Source organism: Thermonema rossianum DSM 10300 (assembly GCF_000426825.1).
Lineage (GTDB): Bacteria > Bacteroidota > Bacteroidia > Cytophagales > Thermonemataceae > Thermonema > Thermonema rossianum.
In genome coordinates, this window is the sequence record NZ_AUGC01000005.1 from 149,335 (window position 1) to 170,919 (window position 21,585).

A 21,585-nucleotide genomic window follows, 5' to 3' on the forward strand; every position below is an offset into this window, starting at 1 on the left:
GTTTTTCTACTCTTTGCCATATACAGACAGGCAGTTTGATTGGACTTAGGTTGCAGGTGTTTTATGGCAGTCACAATTTTGTTTGAGGATGAGCTGTCTGTTCTTGGAACAGGCGCATCGCGTCTTTGGTTTTGCCCAAATAAAGACAAAAGGCTTGACTTTTTTAAAGAGCAATTTGTTAAATAGTAAGCCACGTAAAAAAAAGACGATATGAAGCCGGATGTAAATACACTTACCGTTTTGCTGGGTGACAAAAACATAGCCAAGCAGGCATATAGAATAATCAAGCGGTTGCGAAAAAAGGGTGTAACTGAGGAAGAGATACAGCAAATGCTGCAGGAGATACAAGCACATCCCCATCTGTATGTAAACCATGAAGATTGGGGGCGTGTGGCTGCCTTCCTTTTGGATGCTCCGGAGGTGGGCAATGGCGAGCGTGAACAAACGGAGTCCGAGCCCCTGCGTGCGCAACCTTTGCCTTATTCCGTTTTTGGTGCGGACTACATCGATGCAGAGTCGATACAGCAGATGAATAATGCCATGCGCTTACCGGTGGCTGAAGCCGGGGCGCTCATGCCTGATGCACATGTGGGATATGGAATCCCTATTGGTGGAGTGCTGGCTACTCGTCAAAATGCGGTTATTCCTTATGCCGTAGGGGTAGATATTGCCTGCCGTATGTGTCTTTCTGTGTGGGATATAGAGGCAGCTTACATAGAAAAGAAAAAAGACACACTGAAAAAGTTTTTGGGCGAGCATACTTTCTTTGGTATTGACGTGTCGAATCCTTCCCCGCTGCCCGATGATATATGGGATAAACCTGAATGGAGAGCCACGAAAGTCATCCGTTCGTTGCGCAAGAAGGCAGAGCGGCAAATTGGAACGAGTGGTACGGGCAATCATTTTGTAGAGTGGGGTGTTTTGGAAGTCATGGAAGAAGATAAGGACTTGGGGCTGCCCAAAGGGCAATATTTGGCTTTATTGAGCCATTCGGGCTCGCGCGGCTTTGGGGCTGCCATTGCCAATTATTATTCCAAGTTGGCAAGAGAGCGTTCGCACCTGCCCAAAGAACTGGCCCACTTGGCGTGGCTTTCGCTCGATACAGAAGAAGGGCAGGAGTATTGGATAGCCATGCATTTGGCCGGCGATTATGCTTCGGCCAACCATCACCAAATACATCGCCGGATAGCGAAAGCATTGGGTTTGCAGCCGGTGAAGATGGTAGAAAACCATCACAATTTTGCGTGGAAAGAGCAGCTGCCCGACGGGCGCACGGCTATTGTGCACCGCAAAGGTGCCACACCGGCGCACGCCGGCGCATTGGGGGTTATTCCCGGCTCCATGACCCAAGCCGGTTATGTGGTAAAGGGATTGGGAAATGCCGCTTCGTTGAATTCCGCTTCGCATGGTGCCGGGCGACTGATGTCGCGGAGGGCTGCTTTCCGGCAAATATCGCAAGAGCAGGTGCGCCGGATACTGCAGGAGCATGGCATTGAGTTGATAGGAGGCGACTTGGACGAAGCGCCCATGGTGTACAAAGACCTGAAGGAGGTGATGAAGGTACAAACGAACATTGTAAAGCCTTTGGCAGCTTTTTATCCTAAGATAGTGCGCATGGCAGAGCCCGATAGACGTCCATGGGCACGGGAAGATTGATTTTTTGTATTTTTTTGAAAAATAAAATACATGCGATATTGAATTTTGAAAAAAGCATTTTTAAAAGAATAAAAATTGGGCAGTACGGTAGGTATTGGCATGAGCTTCGATAATATCGGCAAGGCGGGGCGAATAACCGCCCCCCATACTTACCACCACAGGTACTTGCCCTTGGCGGCAGTATTGAAAGACCAGCTCATCGCGACGGCGGCACCCGTCGATGCTGAGTGACAAGCGCCCCAGCTTGTCGGTAGCCAGCACGTCCACACCTGCTTGGAAGAAAACAAAGTCCGGTTGAAAGCGGCTGAACAAGCTATCTAAGTTTTTTTCGAGCTCATAAAGGTAAAAACGATCGCCGGTGCCGTCGGGAAGGTGCACGTCACAGTCCGAGGTCTCTTTCAAACGCGGGTAGTTGTTGGCGCCATGCATACTGAAGGTGAATACGGCGGACTCATGACGGAATATTTCGGCGGTCCCATTGCCTTGGTGCACATCCAAATCAATAATAAGGATGCGTCGTGCCTTCTGCCGGTCAAGCAAGTAGCGGGCAGCCAAGGCAATGTCGTTTAACAGGCAAAAACCTTCGCCCCGGTTGGTAAAGGCATGGTGAGTGCCCCCGGCAATATTCATGGCAATGCCATACTGCAAGGCATACTCGGCGCATTGAATGGTGCCTTGTGCAATGACGCGCTCTCTTTCAATGAGCTGCCGGGATAGTGGGAATCCTGTTGCTCGAATTTCTTTGGGAGTCAAAGTGAGATTTTGCAGCTTGTTCCAATATTCAGCTGTATGCACACGCAAAATGTGCTCTTCATTGAGAAGAGTAGGGGTGAAGAAACTTTCATTTGTAAGAGTTCCTTCATAAAGGAGCTGTTCGGGCAATAAGTTGTATTTTTCCATAGGAAATCTATGCCCGTCAGGCAAGGGGTGGCAATACAAAGGTGACCAAGCTACTTTTAACATGTTGTATCTTGTGAGAATAAAAAGGGCGTAATCTTTGCGCTAAGATAAAAAAACAGCTTAGGGAATTAAAGGTTTTCATATTTTCAATAACTTAACTTGCCGGTTTTATGAAATCAAATTCGTATCTTTTAACTAGCGAAAACGCTTTGTTGTCAAAAAAGGGAATTATGAACTTTATTGGAACAGTTCGAGAAGCTTATCTGTACAGCCTTGTACTTTTTTTGCTTTCCATGTTTGCTTTGGCTGTAGTAAAGGTGATGCTTTTTTTAGAAAACAATGAGGTGTTCACCTTTTTGTTGTTGAATACCGAGTGGGTGATTGTGGGCGGATGGTTTTTGTTGTGTATCGTGTGTGCCTGGATGGTGGCGGTCATACGTGCCAAGTATCATACGCGCTGGCGTTTGTTTCTTCGCTCTTTTGTAGTGGGGGTGCTCGTGGAGCTTGTAGCGGTTGGCTTGTTTGCCTTTTTTGCGTACGGTATCCGGGTCCTTGTGAGCATGAACGATGTGTTGGGGTTGATTACCAGTTTGTTGGCGAGTTATGGTGGAGCGGCAACCATTCCTTATCTGTTTGTTTTGTTTTTTATTGGACATCCGTTTCTCTATGCAGGAATCAGTATGCTTCTGCATAAGTTCATGCCCCACAAAATGTCGGCAATGACTGCGTAACTTTTTCAAAACATGAAGCGCTTTCAAGCAGGCACTGAAACCAACGGTGTCTGCTTTTTTTGTGTCAATGACAAGAATCATCGGCGCCGGCAACTTTAGTCATTCCGGGTGGAAGCCTAATCCCCTACTTTTATGCATAGAAAAAGGCTAAAACCAAACGGAATTATGACTGAAAAGTTTTATTACGACAACAAGATTGTGCGAGCGTTCCTTATCGCTACCGTTGTTTTTGGGGCGATAGGTATGCTGGTGGGTTTGATTGTAGCCATTCAGCTTTATTATCCGGCGCTGAATTTGGGGCTGCCTTACACCACCTTCGGGCGTATCCGTCCGCTACACACAAATGCAGTGATTTTTGCATTTGTGGGAAATGCCATCTTTGCGGGGGTGTATTACTCCATGCCCCGCCTGCTGAAAACCCCTATGTTTAGCAAAACACTTAGCTGGATTCATTTCTGGGGCTGGCAGTTGATTATCTTGTCAGCAGCTATTACGCTGCCATTGGGGTACACTACCTCTAAAGAGTATGCCGAGCTGGAGTGGCCCATCGACATCGCCATTACCATCATCTGGGTGGTGTTTGGCTGGAATATGCTGGGCACCATTTTGCGCCGGCGCGAACGCCACATGTACGTGGCCATCTGGTTCTATATCGCCACTTTCATTACGGTGGCTGTCTTGCATGTGGTTAACTCTTTCGAGCTGCCCGTAAGCTTCCTTAAAAGCTACTCTTGGTATGCCGGTGTGCAAGATGCATTGGTGCAGTGGTGGTATGGGCACAATGCCGTGGCATTCTTCCTGACAACGCCCTTCCTTGGTTTGATGTATTACTACCTGCCCAAGGCAGCGAACCGTCCGGTTTATTCTTACCGTCTGTCTATCGTACACTTCTGGTCGCTGATATTTATTTATATCTGGGCCGGTCCGCACCACTTGCTATACAGCACCTTGCCCGACTGGGCGCAAAGCTTGGGCACCGTGTTTTCTGTCATGCTGATTGCGCCTTCGTGGGGTGGGATGCTCAATGGTTTGTTGACCTTGCGTGGCGCTTGGGACCGTGTGCGCGAAAACCCCATTTTGAAATTCATGGTGGTGGCTGTAACCGCCTATGGTATGGCTACCTTCGAAGGCCCCATGCTTTCGCTTAAAAACGTCAATGCCATCTCTCACTTTACCGACTGGACCATAGCGCACGTGCACATTGGTGGTTTGGGATGGAATGGTTTTATGACCTTTGGTATGCTCTACTGGCTGGTGCCCAAGATGTGGAATACGGAGCTTTACTCGAAGCGTTTAGCTAACACACACTTTTGGTTGGGTACTTTGGGTATTATCTTCTATGCACTGCCTATGTATTGGGCAGGCATCACACAAAGCCTGATGTGGAAGGAGTTTACTCCGGACGGTATGTTGCAATATCCTAACTTCCTGACTACGGTTACCCAAATTGTTCCCATGTATGTACTGCGTTCTATTGGTGGGGCACTGTACTTGACAGGTTTCTTTGTGATGGTGTATAACCTCTGGAAGACGGCTGCACAAGGAAGCTTTGTAGCGGAGGAAGCAGCCGAAGCACTTGCCCTGAAGCCTGTACATGCCAAGAATGAATATTGGCATGCTATCTTGGAACGTAAGCCCGTGCTCTTTACCGTGTTGAGCTTGGTTGCCATTCTGATAGGTGGTATTGCGCAAATGATACCTACCTTCCTGGTGGAATCGAACATTCCTACCATTGCGGCAGTGAAGCCCTATACGCCCTTGGAGTTGATTGGACGTGATATTTACATTCGCGAAGGCTGCAATAACTGCCACTCTCAGTTGGTGCGTCCCTTCCGTTCGGAGGTGGTGCGCTATGGCGAGTATTCCAAAGCCGGCGAATATGTTTACGAGCATCCTTTCTTGTGGGGCTCCAAACGCACCGGACCGGACTTGATGCGCTTAGGTGGGAAGTATCCCGACAGCTGGCACTACAACCACATGTATGACCCCACCAGCATGTCGCCCGGTTCTATCATGCCACCTTACCCTTGGTTGTTCGAACAGAAGTATGACAAGGAGGAAGTAAAAGGTAAAATAGCCGCCATGCGCACTTTGGGCGTGCCCTATCCGGAGGGATACGAGCAAGAAATGGCACTGAAAGATATAGACAAGCAAGCCCAACGTATTGTTGCCAGCCTCAACAAAGACGGCATCCAGAATGTGGCACCCGATGACGAAATAGTTGCTTTGATAGCTTACTTGCAGCGTCTGGGTACAGATATCCAAAAGGTAGATGCTGAGGCACAAACGCAAGCAGATACCAAGTAATTCACAGGGGGGCTCGCCCCCCACTCTAAAACCGGTAAAACTATGTTTAAGCATTATTTCGAACTGATTGATGGCGTAGCTACTTATCCCATCTTCTCTTTGATTGTCTTCTTTGTCTTCTTCATTGCCTTGGGCATACGGGTATTTAGCATGAAGAAGGAAGTGGTAGAAGAAATACGCCGCATCCCTTTGGAAGATTCCAAGGATGTTTAGTAGAAGTGTAAAAACCAACTATAAAAAACAATAAAGTATGGACTTTGCTAATATGACCCAAACCGATTGGATGCTGCTTGCCATCCTGGTATTGATAGGCATCATAGCCATCCTGGTGTTGCTGACCGGTATTTATGTAGCTTCTGTGCTGCGTATCATTCTCAAGCAGCAAAGCGGCGAGGAAGAGTATGAATCGTTATGGAGCCGCTGGCTTAAGAAAATAGGAGGCACCGAACAACCGGTAGAAGTGCAAGAGCAAGAATTGATGCTGGAGCACAATTACGATGGCATTCGCGAGTTGGACAACCACATGCCCCCATGGCTGAAATTCCTTTACTTCGCTACGGTTGTCTTTTCGGTCGGATACCTGCTGGTGTACCATGTGTTTGAGTGGGCACCCTTGCAAGAAGAAGAGTTTCAAATAGAAATGCAGCAGGCGGCTATTGCCATTGAAGAGTACCGGAAAACACAGGCCAATTTGATAGATGAAAGCAATGTAGAAGCGCTAACCGATGCCGCTGCTCTGGAAGCCGGAAAGGCCATTTTTGTACAGAATTGTGCGGCTTGTCATGGTAATGAAGGGCAAGGGGGCGTTGGTCCCAACCTTACGGATGACAGCTGGTTGCACGGCTGCGACATCAAAGATGTGTTCAAAGTGGTAAAATATGGTGTGCCGCAAAAGGGGATGGTGCCCTGGCAAAACAAGTTGAAGCCACAAGAAATTCAGCAAGTAGCTTCTTATGTACTGAGCCTGCGTGGAACCAATCCGCCCAATCCCAAAGAGCCACAAGGCGAGCCTTGTAAGTAACAATCATAAGGTGGAGGGGAGAAGAGCCCTTCCGCCTTTTTCCCGGTGAATGAGCCAAAAAAGAATAGCCATGAGTAATAAAATCCTCACCGATATAGAATATGAAGAGCTGTACAGAGACCACGTTTCTTTTGTTGATAAAGAAGGGAAGCGGGTCTGGATACATCCCAAAAAGCCTAAAGGACGCTTTTATAAGTACCGCACATGGGTAAGCTGGTTTTTGCTGGCTGTGTTTTTTTCCATGCCCTTTATTTATGTCGATGGGCATCCTTTCATGATGTTCAATGTGTTTGAACGCACTTTTATCATTTTCGGGCAGGTGTTCTTCCCGCAAGACTTTATCATTTTCGGTTTGACAATGCTTGCCTTCTTTGTGTTTGTTATTCTCTTTACGGTGATTTACGGGCGTATCTGGTGCGGATGGGTGTGCCCGCAGACCGTTTTTATGGAGATGGTTTTCCGTAAAATAGAATACTGGATAGAAGGCGATCGCAATCAGCAATTGAAGCTTGAAAAACAGCCGTGGAATAAAGAAAAGATATTGAAGAAAGTAGCCAAGCATGGCATATTTATGCTGATAGCCCTGCTGATTGGGCATACTTTTATGGCTTATCTCATTGGTTTAAAAGAAACTATAAAAATAGTAACGCAGCCGCCTACTGAACACTGGGCCGGCTTCTTGGGGGTAGTGGGGTTTAGCGGACTCTTTTACTTTGTGTTCAGCTATATACGTGAGCAAGCTTGTATTTTGATTTGCCCTTATGGCAGGCTGCAGGGCGTGCTGGTCGATAACGACACCATGACAGTGGCGTATGATTACAAGCGGGGCGAACCGCGTGGAAAACTTAAAAAAGGCAAACAGAATGGGGCGCAAGGCGACTGTGTGGATTGTACGCTCTGTGTACAGGTGTGCCCTACCGGTATTGATATTCGCAATGGCACGCAAATGGAGTGTGTGGGGTGTACGGCTTGTATCGACGCTTGCGATGCCGTGATGGAAAAGGTAGGCAAGCCAAAGGGGTTGATACGCTATGCTTCAATCCGGAGTATAGAAGAAGGCGTTCCCTTTCATTTGACTAAAAGAGCGTGGGCCTATTCGGCTGTGTTGCTGGTGTTGCTTGGTATCATTGGGGCGCTGGTATTTGGCAGAAGCACTACCGAAACCATAGTGCTGCGCACGCCGGGGCAGCTGGCTCAGCTGCATGAAGATGGCACCGTCAGCAACTTGTTCAATGCATCGATTGTCAATAAGTCCTTCGACACCTTGCGGGTGCAACTGGAAGTAGTGGAGCCGCGCGGACGTGTTGAGCTCGTTGGTGAAAAAAGCACAACGATGGTACTTAAACCTGCCGAAAAAAGAGAAATGGTCTTTTTCGTTTACCTGGATAAAAATAGTATTAAAGGAAGAAAAACTTCTTTGAAGTTCAAAGTTAGGGATGCAGATTCCGGTGAAACGCTTGAGACCGTTAAAGCAAGTTTCTTTTCAAACTATTGACAAAACTTTAAAAAACACTGGAGCTATGAAAATTAGTTGGGGGTATAAGGTCGTGATACTGCTTGGAGGCTTCGTTGCCTTCATGAGCTACCTGGTGTCTATTTGTGTGGCACAGGATGATATACATTTGGTAGATAAAAACTACTACAAAGAGGAGTTGGCATATCAAGAGCGTATAGATGCCATAGCACGCACGCATGCTTTGGCACAGCAGCCCCTTGTTGAGTATCAGAAGGAAGAGAAAAAAATAAAGGTGCTCTTGCCTTATGCTGCTATCGAGCAGGGGGAGGTGCTGTTTTACCGTCCGTCGGATGCACGACTTGATAAGCGCATAGCCATTCAACGAGGACAAACGGAGTACCTGCTGGATGTTTCTACCTTGCTGCCCGGTTATTGGGAGGTGAAAATTCACTGGATGATGGATGGGCAACGCTATTACATGGAGAAAAAGTTGTACTTGTAATTTTATGATAAAGACAGGAGTTGTATTGTTGGCGCTGAGTGGCGCTTTTCATTGTGTGGGCATGTGTTCCCCACTGATTGCGGCTTTGCATGCCGGGCGTCCGTTGACATGGCAGGTGCAGTATCATGCCGGGCGTATTTTTTCGTACTTGTTGCTGGGAAGCTTCGCGGGTATGCTCAGTGCCGGCATGGCATTTTTTCTTACGCAACAACAGCTGTCTGTATTGTCCGGTCTGCTGCTGCTTTTTTATGTACTGATGGAATGGTTGGGAAAAAACAAGGCAGCTTACCGTCTATCGAACAGATTGAGGGAGCTGGCACAACACTATGGTAAACAAGGGGGCGGGTTCTTCCTGGGGATGGCCAATGGTTTGTTACCTTGTGGTTTGGTTTACGGTGCAGCTTTTCTATCGGCGGCAGAAGGAAATATGTTGCGCGTGTGGAGCAATATGCTTCTGTTTGGGATAATAACCACCGTGCTGTTGGTAGGTGTCCGGTGGATGTGGCGCCGGTTGTTGTCGTATTTGAAGCCGATATTCAGTGGTGTGGCGCTCCAGCGCCTGGTGATGGTTCTTTTGGCCGCTTTTCTGATAATAAGAGGACTTGGACAAGGCGCCTGGTGGAGCCCGGCTGTAAAAATGACAGCAGGTGAGCGCCCGGTTGTAGAGTGTAGGTAAGTTGGTTTTAGCCGGTTTATATAAAGAAAGGGACAGCGGCTTTTGTTAAAATGAGCTGCTGTCCCTTTGGTTCTATCAAGGAGTGGCTGCGTCAGGAATCGAACCTGAATCTTGGGTTCCGGAGACCCACGTACTATCCATTGTACTACGCAGCCATTCGCTGGCAAAAATAAAGCTTTTTGCCTATATGCACAACTTTTGTAAGCTTTTTATATTTCCAACCAACCGGCATAAGCCCCCCATACGTAGGCTATGTAGATGGCTATGAGCGAGTAGCCGAGCAAGCGGGTGGCATAAAAACGCGAGAAAACAAAAGCCAAAACAACCAAAAGCAAGGAAGCAAAAAGCAAGACCACCGAAGAAATGATGTTGGCGCTGCCAATGTTACTGATATCGCCGTGCAGCGAGGTATAAATAAGCACAGGGAGCCCCAAACTCATAAGTATATCAAAGATGTTGCTACCAATGGCATTGGCAATGGCCATATCGCCGCGTCCCTGCTTGGAAACAATGTAGGAAGAGATGATTTCAGGCATGGATGTTCCACCTGCAAGGATAGTAAGGGCTATAATCTCGGTGGGAATGCCTATTAGTAATGCCAGGCGCTCGGCTGCCATCACCATCCAATAGGAAGCCAGTGCAATGACGCCAAGACACAGAATAAAGACAGGATAAGTCCAGGCGGGGCGTTTTTCCGGATTGGGAACGAGGCGTATCAGCAAGCGAATCGGGGTGGTGATGATATCCAGCACTTTGCGTAAGGTGCTTTTTTGAGGGAGCACATCTTCTATGGCATACTCTTCTTTTATCTCTTCCGCTTGTTTGGCTTCATTGTCAATATATTTCATCCACAGGTTTAAGAATAGCAGATAAAAGACGTAACATCCTACCAATATGCCGCCTTCCAAGAGGGTTAGTTTGTTGTCTTGCACAAAAAGAAGCAAAAGAACAACAGAGAAAGCGTAGAAGCTGCTATCGCGCAAAATAGGCTTCCAATTAAGCTTACTTCTGTTGGCAATGCAAGCAAAGCCTATCACTACAAGTATTTGGAAGATGGCAGAACCTACAATGGTGCCTACGCCGGTGGCCGGATGGGCACCGGTCAGGAATAAGGCAAAAAGTGCGGTGGCTATTTCCGGTGCACTGGTACCAAAAGCCAGAAGAGTAGCCCCCGATACGCTTTCCGATAGCTTCAGTTGAGCTGCAATGTTGTCCAAGCTTTTGATAAAAAGCGCATCTACTATCTCGGACATGAGATAAAAAGAAAAAAGAATAATAGCTACATCTATCACGATTTCCATAAGCGTGCGTTTTAGGCAATGAACAGAATATGCATGAATGAATATATAAAAAATTTATGTTGCTACATCATATGCTAATCATTAAACGCACGATTAATTGATTCGTTAAGAATTTGAGCGGCCATTTCTATTTCTGCTTCGGTGATGGTGAGTGGGGGAGCAATGCGTATGGAATGGTTGTTGAATAAAAACCAATCGACAATAACACCGTTATGCAAGGCATGCCGGATGACTTCTTGCAGTATCTCCCATGAGCCTACGTCAACAGCCATCATGAGTCCTTTACGCCGGATCTCTTTAATGTGTGGATTGTGGCCCAATAGTTTTTCCAGCAGTTGCCCTTTTTGCTCTACTTCCGGCAATGCGTCTTTAATAATGTGAAGAGCAGCCAAACCTGCCGCACAGCTCAGAGGATGCCCGCCGAAGGTGGTGATATGCCCTAAGATAGGGTCGTGAGAAAGGGTGCGCATGATTTCTTGGGGTGCTATAAAAGCACCGAGGGGAAGACCGCCACCTAAGCTTTTGGCTGAGAGCAATATATCGGGGGTGGTGTGGTAGTGCTCCAGCGCCCACCAGGTGCCGGTGCGTCCCATGCCGGTTTGTATTTCATCGAAGATAAGTAGTGCGCCGGTTTCTGTGCAACGCTTACGTAATTGTTTCATCCATTCTTGCCCGGGTATTTGAACGCCACACTCAGCGCGAATGGGCTCAATGATAACAGCAGCGGTTTGGGAAGTAATTTTTTCTAAATCACTTTGACTTTCAATGTTGATATAATTCACAAAAGGCAATAACGGACGAAACGCACGTTTATAAGTTTCCTGACTTTGCAAAGACAAAGCGCCCTGGGTGGAGCCATGATAGGCATTTCTTGCTGCTATTATCTCAAAGCGGCCGGTATAACGCTTGGCTAACTTCATGGCGCCTTCTACCGCTTCGGCACCGGAATTGGTAAAATAAACGGTATTTAAAGAAGGGGGGAGGGTGTTTACGAGTGCTTGCGCAAAGGCAACCTGGGGGGCTTGCACATATTCACCATATACCATTGTGTGCAAGTGCTTCCGGGCTTGTTCGCAAATGGCTTGCACTATGGCAGGGTGACTGTGCCCTACATTACTCACTGCAATGCCCGAAATGAGGTCTATATATCGTTTGCCTTGTGTATCATAGAGATAGACGCCTTCTGCACGTTCTATCTCAAGCAGGAGAGGGGCCGGGCTGGTTTGTGCAAGATGTTGTAAAAATAAAGCGCGGTAATTGGGTAAGTGTTTCATTGCTATAGTTTTTAACTACTCTTTACTTGCAAAGTAAAGAAAAAGCCCTCATCTGAGAGGGCTAAGCGATTGCCTTTATAAAAGAAGACCATCAAGGCGACAGGCGCGCTATGCGCCATAAACCATTGTCTTCAAGGCGATAACATATGCGGTCATGCAAACGATTGGGGCGCCCCTGCCAAAATTCAAAGTAGCCGGGCTCTACCATGTAACCGCCCCAATGAGGAGGACGTGGGATGATCTCGACCCCTTCATATTGTTTTTCTACTTCTGCTAAGCGTTTTTCAAGGAAATCACGTCCCGGAATCTCTTCGCTCTGCATAGACACCCAAGCCCCTATTTGAGAGCCACGCGGACGGCTATGGAAATACTCATCGGAAGCTGCCCCGGGCAGTTTCGACACCTTGCCTTCGATACGCACTTGCCGCTCCAGTTCTGCCCAAAAGAAAGTAAGCGACACCCAAGGTGTTTTTTCTATTTCTTTTCCTTTATGGCTCAGATAGTTTGTGAAGAAAACAAAACACCCTTCTTCTACACCTTTCAGCAGCACAATACGCCCCTTGGGGCGCTCGTCCAATCCAATAGTGCTGAGGTGCATGGCATTGGGCTCAAGTACTTCGGCATGCAAGGCTTCCTCAAACCACTGCATGAACTGCTTGACAGGATCTTTGTTTACTTCATGCTCAGACAAGGAGCGACTGCTGTATTCTCTTCTGATAGAAGCTATTTTATCCATAATTATTAATTTTGTGTTAAAATTGCTAAATTTAGCAAGCATATAAAAGAGATTTCGTCATTTAAAAAACGAAGCGTATGAATTACGAAGAGAAAAGCCCGAAAATGGAGCAAACGGCTCATGAAGCCCCTCAGAGTCAAGAGGATGTGTTGACTAATGCAACTGAAAACCAAGAGGTGGAAGAAGAAATGGAAGAAGATGTGGAACATGAAGAAGAGTTGCCGGAAGAAGATTATTCCACCTACTCTAAGGATGAGCTCTACGAAACATTGCGTGCAGCTCACCCGGTCAATAAATTATCAAAAGAAGAAGTAGAGCAGTACTATCGTCTGCTCACTAAAATAGAGCCTTTTTTCAAAGCCATCATTCAGGACGAGCGCGAGCAGGCCCTCGAGAAATACCTTGCCGATGGGGGCGAAGCCGATGGTTTTGAATATCGCTTGGATGAAAAAGCCAAGCACTTTTTCGAAATAGCCAAGGCACTCCGTCAGCGCCGCCAGGCCATCCGCCAGGAACTGCAGGAGGCTTTGCGCAATAACCTGAAACGCAAACAAGAGATATTGGACGAGTTGCGTCATGCGGTGGAAAGCATAGAGACGGAAGAGACCATCCGGCAGGTAAAGCACCTGCAGGCAGAATGGCGCAAAACGGGACCCGTTCCCAAACGCTTCGCCCGCGACCTGTGGGCACGCTACAATGCACTCATCGATATGTTCTACAACAACCTGTCTTTGTTCCATGAGTTGAAAGAACTGGACAGGAAGAAAAACCTGGAAGCTAAAGAGGAAATATGTGCTAAAATAGAGGCGCTGGTTGAATTGCCGGCCCGGGAGGCTTTCCGCCAATTGAAGGTGTTGCAGCAGGAGTACCGCCACATAGGACCGGTGCCACAAGAAGAAAAAGATAACATATGGGAGCGCTACAAGAAAGCTGTCAATGCTATTTATGAAAAGCGCCGCCGTGAGGATGAGCTGTTTAAACAACAACTTCAGGAAAATCTTGCCAAGAAAAAAGCACTGGTAGAAAAGCTGACACCTTTTGCCGAGTTCGACTCGGACCGGATTAAAGAATGGAATGCCAAAACCGAGGAGATTAAAGCCATACAAAAAGAATGGGAGGAAATAGGTCCGGTGCCGCGCGAAGAGGGCAAGGAGGTGTCGAAGTCATTCTGGAGCAAGTTCAAGCAGTTCTTTAAGCGCAAAGGCGAGTTCTTCCACAAACTCGACGAAGAGCGCCAGCAACACTTGTTGAAGAAGCAAGAGCTTTTTGAAAAAGCAAAAGCCATCATAGAAGAAAGTACGGAAGAAACTATAGAAGAAGCAGCCAAGCAACTCAAAAAGCTGCAAGACGAGTGGCGAAAGATAGGCAGTGTGCCCGAAAAAGCCCGTAAGAAAATAGAAGAGGGCTTCCGTAAGCTGATGAATGACTTTTTCGATAAGCGCAGAGCCATTCATAGCAAAAAAGAAGAGGCTTTTGTTGAAAACTTGAAAAAGAAAGAAGCGCTCATAGAGCAAATCAATGCACGCACTGAAGAGGTGCTGGCAAATGTGGAACCTGAAGATGAAGTAGAGCAGTGGATAGAAGCGTGGGTAGCCATTGGACATGTGCCCCGGAAAGACATATCGCGTATCCAGAATGCCTTTATTAAGGCTATGCATGAGCTGGTACAGCGCTTCCCCGGCTTAGATGAAGAAAGTCGCGAAGAGCTCGACTTGTCTATTACCATCCGTCTTGCCAAGCACAAGGCAGGCGGAGAACGCAAGCTGCGTCAAAAACGTAATCAAATCATGCATAAAATACGCAGCATACGCGAGGAAATTGATACTTTGCGCAACAATATCGAATTTTTTGGTGAATCTTCAGAGGCTGCCAAGATGCGCGAAGCTTATGAAGAACGCATAGCCAAAGCTCAAGAGCAGCTGCATGTGCTTGAAAAGAAACTGGAGCTAATAGACAGTATATAAGCACCGACTTTCAGGCAGGCTTTTTAAAAAGAGAGACCGGCATTCGCCCGGCCTCTCTTTTTTTTGTGTGTTTTACATGTCAAAATAAGGAAAGACCTTTGCCGTTTTTATACTACCATCTGCCAAGTTGTATAATTTGGCTTTAAACCGGTACATATCTCCGGGATGAAGGCTTTTAATTATCCTATATCTATCGTCCATATATGAAAAAGAGATATTTTTTACTCTGACTACCTGTCCGGAATCGTTGTATCCGACGATGACCACTGCCGGATACTGACAGGCTACTGTGCCGGTGGCTTTATATGTCCCCGTAATTTGAAAATCATTGCCGGTGCGCTCAATATGCAGGTCCTCTATTTTGGCTGCCATGGGCGGTTGTTTGTCATACAAACGACCGGTAGCTTTAAGTTTGCAATAACCAAAAGTACCACTTAGTTTTTTCTTGTCTCTTGTTCTTTCGAACGGCGCCGTTTCATTGGGTGCAATCACATCCAAAGCCGCATAAGTTTCGTCTGTCGCCAAGGTGCCCGCATCACGCGCTGTGAACCTGTCCACCCCCAGAGGCTTGCCATTCTTATCGAAATACTCTATCGTGATTTTTACCTCGCCCAAGTAAGAGGTGAAGGTGTTTTTCACTTCCCCCAATATTTTGATATATTCGCCTTCATCTATCACTGACCATTGCAAGATATTTACCTCTTGCCTGTTCTGTGCTTTTGCCACGCTACAAGACAAAAACACACAAAGAATAATTAAAAAGCCGTTTTTTTGCATGTTTTTACTTTTTTTGTTATCAATACAGTACATGTACGATGTAGTGAAAAGAATAGTTTAATTATTCAAAACTAAAAACGAGAATTTGTATGAATTTGAACATTGAAGAAATTTTACGCACCCTTACTACGGCTGCCAAAGAGTTTGCCCCTCGTTTCTTGGGCGCACTTGTCGTATTAATTATCGGTTGGCAGCTTATCAGAATCGGACGACGTTATATAAAAAAGTACCTCGAATCGAGCAAGATAGACCCCACCGTTAAACCTTTCCTGGAGACAGTCATCATCATTACACTGAAAGTGTTGCTTTTGGTAAGTGTGGTTTCTATGCTGGGGATTGCCACCACTTCTATACTTACCATGCTGGGGGCGGCAGGCGTGGCGGTAGGCCTGGCACTGCAAGGAAGCCTTTCCAATTTGGCAGGTGGTATATTGATACTTATTATCCGTCCTTTCAAAGTGGGGGACACCATCGAGGCGCAAGGGGTTTTAGGTGTTGTACAAGAAATTCAAATATTCAACACCTACATAAAGACCTTTGACAACAAGGTGGTTATTTTGCCCAATGCCAACTTGTCGAACGGTAATATCATTAATTATTCCCGTGAACCCATTCGCCGGGTAGATATGACCTTTACCTGCGGTTATGATGATGACTTTAAAAAAGCCAAACAATTGCTTCAAGAAATTGTAGAGAATCACCCTTTGGTTTTAAAGGACCCGGCACCAAACGTGTTTCTACAGCAACTGGGCGACAGCGCACTGCATTTTGCGGTACGCCCGTGGTGTAAAACAGAAGACTATTGGACCGTGTATTCGCAGATTCATGAGGCAGTGAAAGAACGCTTCGACCGGGAAGGTATCAGTATCCCTTACCCTCAAAGAGACGTGCATTTGTATCAAGTAAGCAAATAAGGTATAACTTTTGCTTTCTTTTATACGTTTACAAAGGCAGAAGTCCAAAAATATGAGAGGATATATAAAGTCAATCGCCGGGATACTGTTTGTTTGTGTTTTGTTATTGAATGGGGCTTGTGCCAAGCGGTGTCAAGTCAGCGGATGTATGATTGTTGATGACCACACGCATTTCTTCGGTGCAGAAAATGCCCAAGACGGCAGCCTGATTGACCGTTCCAATGTTGAAAGCAAGGACTTAAAGGTGTATAGTGGCACCGTTTGGTGGCGCAGGTTGTTCAAAAAAACTCACCGTACCGATGAAGGCAAGCGTTATAAAGTCTTTGATAAAGAAAAACATACCGGCTTAGACAAAAAACGTATCAATAAAATATCCTTAAAAAAACAAAAAGGCGGCTTTGACAAATAAGCCCCGCCTTACAGAATAGAAGGGCTGTTTTGATAGGAAAAACAGCCCTTTTTTCGTATCTTGCCCCAGTTTTGACCGTTTTAAGCAGAGTTTTAAAAGAATGTTTCTATGAATGAGCAACCCAATATTATTCCAATTAATATAGAAGACGAAATGCGCACCGCTTACATCGACTACTCTATGTCGGTGATTGTGTCGCGCGCCTTGCCGGATGTACGTGATGGGCTTAAACCGGTGCATCGTCGTGTGTTGTACGGTATGGCAGAGCTGGGCTTGTATCATAATAAGCCCTATAAAAAATCGGCGCGTATCGTTGGTGAGGTGTTGGGGAAATATCACCCTCATGGTGACGCCTCCGTTTATGATACTATGGTGCGTATGGCGCAAGATTGGTCTTTGCGTTACCCGCTGGTTGACGGACAAGGCAACTTCGGTTCAATAGACGGGGATTCGCCCGCCGCCATGCGTTATACCGAAGCCCGTCTCAAGCGAATTGCGGAAGAGTTATTGGCAGACATCAACAAAGATACCGTTGATTTTCAGCCTAACTTTGACGATTCCTTGCAAGAACCCACCGTATTGCCTGCTAAAATACCCAACCTGTTGATGAACGGCGCTTCCGGTATTGCCGTGGGCATGGCTACCAATATGGCCCCTCATAACTTGACTGAGCTGGTAAATGGTATTTTGGCTTATATAGACAACCCGGATATTACCATTGATGAGCTAATCAAATACATACCTGCGCCGGACTTTCCTACCGGAGGCGTTATTTACGGTTACAAAGGTGTGAAATCTGCTTACAAGACCGGCAAAGGACGTGTAGTCATCCGTGCACGTGCCGAAATAGAAGAAACTAAATCCGGAAAACAACAGATTGTGGTTACCGAAATCCCCTATATGGTAAACAAAGCGTCGATGATTGAAAAAACGGCGCAGCTTATTAATGATAAAGTGATTGATGGGATTTCGGATCTGCGTGACGAGTCGGACCGTCAAGGATTGCGCATTGTATATGAACTCAAGCAAGGGGCTATTCCGCAAGTAGTGCTGAACAACCTGTTTAAGCACACCCAACTGCAGTCTTCATTTAGCATTAACAATGTGGCTTTGGTGAAGGGACGTCCGGTTGTGCTTAATCTGAAGGACTTGATTTATCACTTCGTAGAGCACCGCCATGAGGTGGTTGTGCGCCGTACACGTTACGACTTGAATGAAGCGGAAAAGCGCATTCATATTTTAAAAGGCTATTTAATAGCACTTGACCACCTGGATGAAGTCATTCAGCTGATTCGAGAGGCTATAGACCCTGAAACAGCCAAGCAGCAGCTAATGGAGCGTTTTGGCTTGTCGGATGTTCAAGCAAAAGCCATATTGGATATGCGTTTGCAGCGCCTGACCGGACTGGAACGTAACAAAATTGTAGAGGAGCATAACAAAGTAGCCGCACAAATAGAAGAGCTGAAAGCCATCCTGGAGGATAAAAGCAAGCGCATGGCCATCATCAAAGAAGAGTTGCTTGAAATTCAGCAAAAGTATGGTGATGAGCGTCGTACCGGCATCGTGCACGCTGCAGGCGACATATCTATAGAGGACATGATCCCCGATGAAGCAATGGTGATTACCGTTTCGCATCAGGGATATATTAAACGAACCCCCCTTACCGAGTACAGAACGCAAAGCCGTGGCGGCGTGGGCGCAAAAGGTGTATCCACCAAAGACGATGACTTTACAGAACATCTTTTTGTAGCCTCCAACCATAACTACCTGCTTATCTTTACTGAATTTGGTAAGGTCTATTGGTTAAAAGTGTATCAAATACCGGAAGGAAGTAAAACATCGAAAGGACGTGCCATCCAGAATCTGATTCAAATTGAACCGGAAGATAAAATCCGGGCTATTTTGAATGTGCCCAGTCTTGAAGACGAAGATTACATAAATAATCATTACGTGGTGATGTGTACAGAGCAGGGCACTATAAAGAAAACTGTGCTGGAGGCTTATTCCCGTCCACGCCAAACCGGTATTAATGCGATTAACATCATAGAAGGCGACCGCCTCTTGGATGTGGAAATTACCGATGGGGATGCCCACATCATTATTGCTACGCGCGAGGGGCAAGCCATCCATTTCCATGAATCGGAAGTGCGCCCCATGGGACGCACCGCCACCGGTGTTCGAGGTATCTCGCTTGCAGATGGAGATACGGTGATAGGTATGGTCTGTGTGGCAAGCGAAGACGAAGACCTGCTGGTGGTTTCGGAAAAAGGATATGGCAAACGCTCAAAAGTAAGTGACTACCGGATTACCCGGCGCGGCGGTAAAGGCGTACGTACTATGAATATTACCGAAAAAACCGGAAAACTGGTAGGAATAAAAGCCGTAGAAGATGATGATGAAATTATGATTATCAATAAATCAGGCATTACCATACGAATGCGTGTGAGCGATATTCGTGTAATGGGGCGCGCCACTCAGGGCGTTCGACTCATCAAGTTGACCAAAAAAGATGCAATATCATCTATTGCAAAAGTTGATAAAGATAACGAAGATGAGGAAAATGCATCTGAAGTGGCAAATAATGACGTTAATACAGAGGATTCAGTAGAATAAATTTCAAATAAAAGTCAAACAACCATGAAAAGAACCGTTTTATCTATCTTTTTCCTTATTGCAGGGATTTTGGCTGCATATGCACAAGGCGGCCTGGGCAATGCCATCATGGCATATGAAGCCGGCAAGTTAGACCAAGCCAAGGCGGCTATAGATGAGGCTATCAAGCATCCCAAGGCAAGTACCAAGTCTAAAACTTGGTACTACTATGGTAAAATATATGCGGGCATAGCTTCTGACCCTACCGGCTTGTTCGTGAACTTAGACAAAGATGCTACTTTCAAAGCCTATGAAGGCTTTAAAAAAGCCATGGAGCTGGAGCCGGAGAAAAAAGGTTATTATGATGATGCCAAGGCAGAGATGGAGCAATTATATGCCATCGCTTTGAATCGCGCTGTCTCTTTCTATCAAGAACAAGACATTGATAATGCGCTGAAAAACCTTGAGCTTTCATTAAGCATTCAACCTAAAGATACCACGGCGCTTATTTACTCTGCCGCCATGGCATATGAGGCTGATCAAAAAGATAAATATGTTACTTACACCAAGCGCTTTTTGGAATTGGACGATGTTCCTTATGAAAAAAAAGCGGAGCATTACTATAACTTGATTTTGGTGCTCTACGGTGAAATGAAGAAGCCCGAAGAAGCTATTGCCATAGCTGAAATGGGCTTGAAAGAAAATCCGAAAGATGCACGTCTTTACGAGCTGATAGCAGCCATCTATGATGAACAAGGGGAAACAGACAAAGCGCTGGAATATTACACGAAAGGGGCAGAGTTATTCCCTGATAATTTTGTGTTGAATGCCAATACCGGCTTTGCTTATTATAACAAGGCAGTGGAAGTAGCAGAAGAGGTAGAGAGCATGGACAGCAGCTTGAAAAAGTCAGAAGTAGAAGCCAAGCTAAAACAGATGGATGAGCTTTTGAAAACTGCTTTGCCTTATTTAGAGCGTGCCCACCAAGCCAAGCCGGACAATAAAGACGTGATTTCCCTTTTGGCTAAGATTTACTACCGTTTAAAAATGGAAGACAAGGGGAAAGCAATGGATGCCAAATTAAAGGCATTAGGCAACTAAAAGGAATCAAGGTAAAAGTTATAAATACAGAAGGGGGCTCAATGAGCCCCCTTTTTATTGTGCCATTGTCTGTGGTTTTATACTCGCTCTACGATGATAGAAGTAGCGCCACCACCACCATTACAGATGGCTATTTGACCACGTTTTGCATTCTTTTGTTGCAATACGTTCAGAAGGGTTGTCATGATGCGGGCGCCGGAACAACCTAAGGGGTGTCCTATTGAAACGGCGCCGCCAAACACATTCATTTTATCTACGGGAACTTCCATTAACTTGCTGAAAGCAAGTGCCACGACGGCAAAGGCTTCATTCACTTCAAAATAGTCAATGTCATCTTTTGACAAACCGGCTCTTTGCAATGCTTTATTGGCAGCTGCTACCGGTGCAGTAGTAAACCATTGAGGCTCTTGTGCCGCGTCGGCGTAAGCGACAATTTTGGCAATCGGCTTTACGCCCAACTCCTCTGCTTTTTCTTTGCTCATCAATACCAAAGCAGCGGCACCATCATTGATGGTAGAGGCATTGGCAGCGGTTACCGTGCCGTCGGGTGTGAATGCAGGGCGTAAAGCAGGTATCTTCTCAAAAATTACTTTTTTGTATTCTTCATCTTCATCTACAATGACACTTCCTTTACGTCCTTTTACTTCTACGGGCACAATTTCATTTTTAAACCATCCCTTTTCTGTTGCCTCGGCAGCTAATTTGTAAGAGCGAATGGCATATTCATCTTGCTCTTCCCGGCTGATATTGTATTTCTTGGCAGTGGCATCGCCATAGCACCCCATGGCGCCTTTGTCGTAGGCATCCTCCAAGCCGTCTTTTGCCAAACCGTCTATCAGTTCGGCATGTCCATATTTATAGCCAAAACGAGCCTTTGGTACGTAATAGGGGACGTTACTCATGCTCTCCATGCCGCCGGCAACAACGATGTCGGCATTGCCGGTTAAGATGCTCTGAGCAGCAAAAACGATGGCTTTTGCACCGGAAGCACATACTTTATTTACGGTAGTGCAAGGGGTTGATTTGGAAAGACCGGCATAAATGGCGGCTTGACGTGCCGGGGCTTGTCCTAAGTTAGCGCTTACTACGTTCCCCATAAATACTTCCTCAACGGCATCAAAGGCAATTCCGGCTTTTTCTACCGCACCTTTGATAGCCACAGCACCTAATTCAGTGGCTGACAGAGTGGATAAAGCGCCCCCAAAGCTTCCCAAGGGAGTGCGTACGGCTGAAACGATATAAACTTCTTTATTCATAACAATATTTTT

General features: G+C 46.3%; 19 protein-coding genes and 1 tRNA gene. 13 read left to right on the top strand and 7 right to left on the bottom strand.

What is annotated here, in order from left to right; genetic code table 11:
- The first annotated feature begins 210 nt into the window (after positions 1-210).
- Positions 211-1,656 carry an RtcB family protein gene (locus K384_RS04260; protein WP_051633110.1) on the top strand — a complete coding sequence of 482 codons (1,446 nt, stop codon included), beginning with the start codon at positions 211-213 and terminating at the stop codon, positions 1,654-1,656.
- A 60-nt stretch (positions 1,657-1,716) separates the two neighbouring features.
- Here K384_RS04260 and K384_RS04265 read toward each other — a convergent pair whose 3' ends face one another.
- Positions 1,717-2,619 (bottom strand): histone deacetylase family protein, encoded by a 903-nt coding sequence (locus K384_RS04265; protein WP_038029738.1) that lies wholly within the window; start codon positions 2,617-2,619, stop codon positions 1,717-1,719.
- Positions 2,620-2,786: 167 nt separating this feature from the next.
- Between K384_RS04265 and K384_RS04270 the strand changes: the two genes are divergently transcribed.
- The 7 genes from K384_RS04270 to K384_RS04295 all read left to right on the top strand — a co-directional run bounded on the left by K384_RS04270 (position 2,787) and on the right by K384_RS04295 (position 9,249).
- Entirely contained in the window at positions 2,787-3,287 is a 501-nt protein-coding gene (locus K384_RS04270) for a hypothetical protein (RefSeq protein ID WP_038029740.1), read from the top strand.
- Positions 3,288-3,452: 165 nt separating this feature from the next.
- Positions 3,453-5,594 carry a cytochrome-c oxidase, cbb3-type subunit I gene (gene ccoN, locus K384_RS04275; protein WP_038029743.1) on the top strand — a complete coding sequence of 714 codons (2,142 nt, stop codon included), beginning with the start codon at positions 3,453-3,455 and terminating at the stop codon, positions 5,592-5,594.
- Positions 5,595-5,636: 42 nt separating this feature from the next.
- Positions 5,637-5,807, top strand: coding sequence for a cytochrome C oxidase Cbb3 (locus K384_RS13560; protein ID WP_071837441.1), 171 nt, complete (start codon positions 5,637-5,639; stop codon positions 5,805-5,807).
- Positions 5,808-5,844: 37 nt separating this feature from the next.
- The gene (locus tag K384_RS04280) at positions 5,845-6,615 is read left to right on the top strand and encodes a cbb3-type cytochrome c oxidase N-terminal domain-containing protein (protein WP_038029746.1); all 771 of its coding nucleotides are present in this window, start codon (positions 5,845-5,847) and stop codon (positions 6,613-6,615) included.
- Positions 6,616-6,685: 70 nt separating this feature from the next.
- On the top strand, positions 6,686-8,110 hold the full coding sequence (gene ccoG, locus K384_RS04285; protein ID WP_038029748.1) for a cytochrome c oxidase accessory protein CcoG: 1,425 nt from the start codon (positions 6,686-6,688) through the stop codon (positions 8,108-8,110).
- Between the two features lie 25 nt (positions 8,111-8,135).
- Positions 8,136-8,573 (top strand): FixH family protein, encoded by a 438-nt coding sequence (locus K384_RS04290; protein ID WP_051633111.1) that lies wholly within the window; start codon positions 8,136-8,138, stop codon positions 8,571-8,573.
- Positions 8,574-8,577: 4 nt separating this feature from the next.
- Positions 8,578-9,249: a sulfite exporter TauE/SafE family protein gene (locus K384_RS04295; protein WP_038029750.1), complete on the top strand. Its 672-nt coding sequence runs from the start codon at positions 8,578-8,580 to the stop codon at positions 9,247-9,249.
- 83 nt (positions 9,250-9,332) lie between these two features.
- Here the strand turns inward: K384_RS04295 and K384_RS04300 are convergent.
- The 4 genes from K384_RS04300 to pdxH form a co-directional block, all read right to left on the bottom strand.
- Positions 9,333-9,404: transfer RNA gene (locus K384_RS04300), tRNA-Arg, on the bottom strand.
- Between the two features lie 54 nt (positions 9,405-9,458).
- Positions 9,459-10,550 carry a calcium/sodium antiporter gene (locus tag K384_RS04305; RefSeq protein WP_038029753.1) on the bottom strand — a complete coding sequence of 364 codons (1,092 nt, stop codon included), beginning with the start codon at positions 10,548-10,550 and terminating at the stop codon, positions 9,459-9,461.
- A gap of 74 nt (positions 10,551-10,624) precedes the next feature.
- The gene (locus tag K384_RS04310; RefSeq protein WP_038029755.1) at positions 10,625-11,824 is read right to left on the bottom strand and encodes an aspartate aminotransferase family protein; all 1,200 of its coding nucleotides are present in this window, start codon (positions 11,822-11,824) and stop codon (positions 10,625-10,627) included.
- A 91-nt stretch (positions 11,825-11,915) separates the two neighbouring features.
- Positions 11,916-12,560: a pyridoxamine 5'-phosphate oxidase gene (gene pdxH, locus K384_RS04315; protein ID WP_038029758.1), complete on the bottom strand. Its 645-nt coding sequence runs from the start codon at positions 12,558-12,560 to the stop codon at positions 11,916-11,918.
- Between the two features lie 77 nt (positions 12,561-12,637).
- Between pdxH and K384_RS04320 the strand changes: the two genes are divergently transcribed.
- Positions 12,638-14,524 carry a DUF349 domain-containing protein gene (locus K384_RS04320; protein WP_051633113.1) on the top strand — a complete coding sequence of 629 codons (1,887 nt, stop codon included), beginning with the start codon at positions 12,638-12,640 and terminating at the stop codon, positions 14,522-14,524.
- Between the two features lie 72 nt (positions 14,525-14,596).
- Here K384_RS04320 and K384_RS04325 read toward each other — a convergent pair whose 3' ends face one another.
- Positions 14,597-15,301: a hypothetical protein gene (locus tag K384_RS04325; RefSeq protein ID WP_038029760.1), complete on the bottom strand. Its 705-nt coding sequence runs from the start codon at positions 15,299-15,301 to the stop codon at positions 14,597-14,599.
- Positions 15,302-15,390: 89 nt separating this feature from the next.
- Here K384_RS04325 and K384_RS04330 point away from each other — a divergent pair, with 89 nt between their 5' ends.
- The 4 genes from K384_RS04330 (at position 15,391) to K384_RS04345 (ending at position 20,317) form a co-directional block, all read left to right on the top strand.
- Complete coding sequence (locus K384_RS04330) at positions 15,391-16,215, top strand: mechanosensitive ion channel family protein (RefSeq protein WP_051633114.1); 825 nt, start codon at positions 15,391-15,393, stop codon at positions 16,213-16,215.
- 52 nt (positions 16,216-16,267) lie between these two features.
- Complete coding sequence (locus K384_RS04335) at positions 16,268-16,624, top strand: hypothetical protein (RefSeq protein ID WP_157630054.1); 357 nt, start codon at positions 16,268-16,270, stop codon at positions 16,622-16,624.
- 108 nt (positions 16,625-16,732) lie between these two features.
- Complete coding sequence (gyrA, locus tag K384_RS04340; protein WP_038029763.1) at positions 16,733-19,237, top strand: DNA gyrase subunit A; 2,505 nt, start codon at positions 16,733-16,735, stop codon at positions 19,235-19,237.
- A gap of 24 nt (positions 19,238-19,261) precedes the next feature.
- Complete coding sequence (locus tag K384_RS04345) at positions 19,262-20,317, top strand: tetratricopeptide repeat protein (protein WP_038029765.1); 1,056 nt, start codon at positions 19,262-19,264, stop codon at positions 20,315-20,317.
- Positions 20,318-20,394: 77 nt separating this feature from the next.
- On the opposite strand, the gene K384_RS04350 is transcribed toward K384_RS04345, so the two are convergent.
- Positions 20,395-21,573 carry a thiolase family protein gene (locus K384_RS04350; protein ID WP_038029767.1) on the bottom strand — a complete coding sequence of 393 codons (1,179 nt, stop codon included), beginning with the start codon at positions 21,571-21,573 and terminating at the stop codon, positions 20,395-20,397.
- Positions 21,574-21,585: the final 12 nt, after the last annotated feature.